Source organism: Desulfatitalea alkaliphila (genome assembly GCF_022968795.1).
GTDB lineage: Bacteria > Desulfobacterota > Desulfobacteria > Desulfobacterales > Desulfosarcinaceae > Desulfatitalea > Desulfatitalea alkaliphila.
Genome location: NZ_JALJRB010000097.1, coordinates 1 through 511, shown reverse-complemented (window position 1 = coordinate 511; position 511 = coordinate 1). Strand labels below are relative to the sequence as shown.

Annotated in this window: 1 protein-coding gene; it reads left to right on the top strand. The window is 60.7% G+C overall.

Translation table 11 applies throughout. The features are described 5' to 3' along the window. Positions 1-511: GTP-binding protein (locus tag MRX98_RS21905; protein ID WP_246915340.1), on the top strand; the 511-nt coding region annotated here is incomplete at both ends.

Below are 511 nucleotides of genomic sequence, written 5' to 3'. Positions count from 1 at the left end.
GCGTCATTACGCGCACGTGGACTGTCCGGGCCATGCCGACTACATCAAGAACATGATCACCGGCGCGGCACAGATGGACGGAGCGATCTTGGTGGTGGCGGCCGATGACGGTCCGATGCCCCAGACGCGGGAGCACATTTTGCTGGCGCGTCAGGTGGGTGTGCCGCGTATCGTGGTGTTTCTGAACAAGTGCGACATGGTCGACGACGAGGAGCTGATCGAGCTGGTGGAGTTGGAGTTGAGGGAGCTTTTGAGCAAGTACGAGTTTCCGGGCGACGACACACCGATCGTTCGCGGCAGCGCACTCAAGGCGCTGGAGTCGGACGATCCGGACAGCGCGGAGGCCAAGTGCATATTCGAGTTGATGGATGCGATCGACTCGTTCATTCCGGAGCCGGAGCGTGACATTGACAAGCCGTTTTTGATGCCCATCGAGGATGTGTTCAGCATCTCGGGTCGCGGCACGGTGGTCACGGGTCGCGTGGAGCGCGGTATAGTCAAGGTGGGCGAA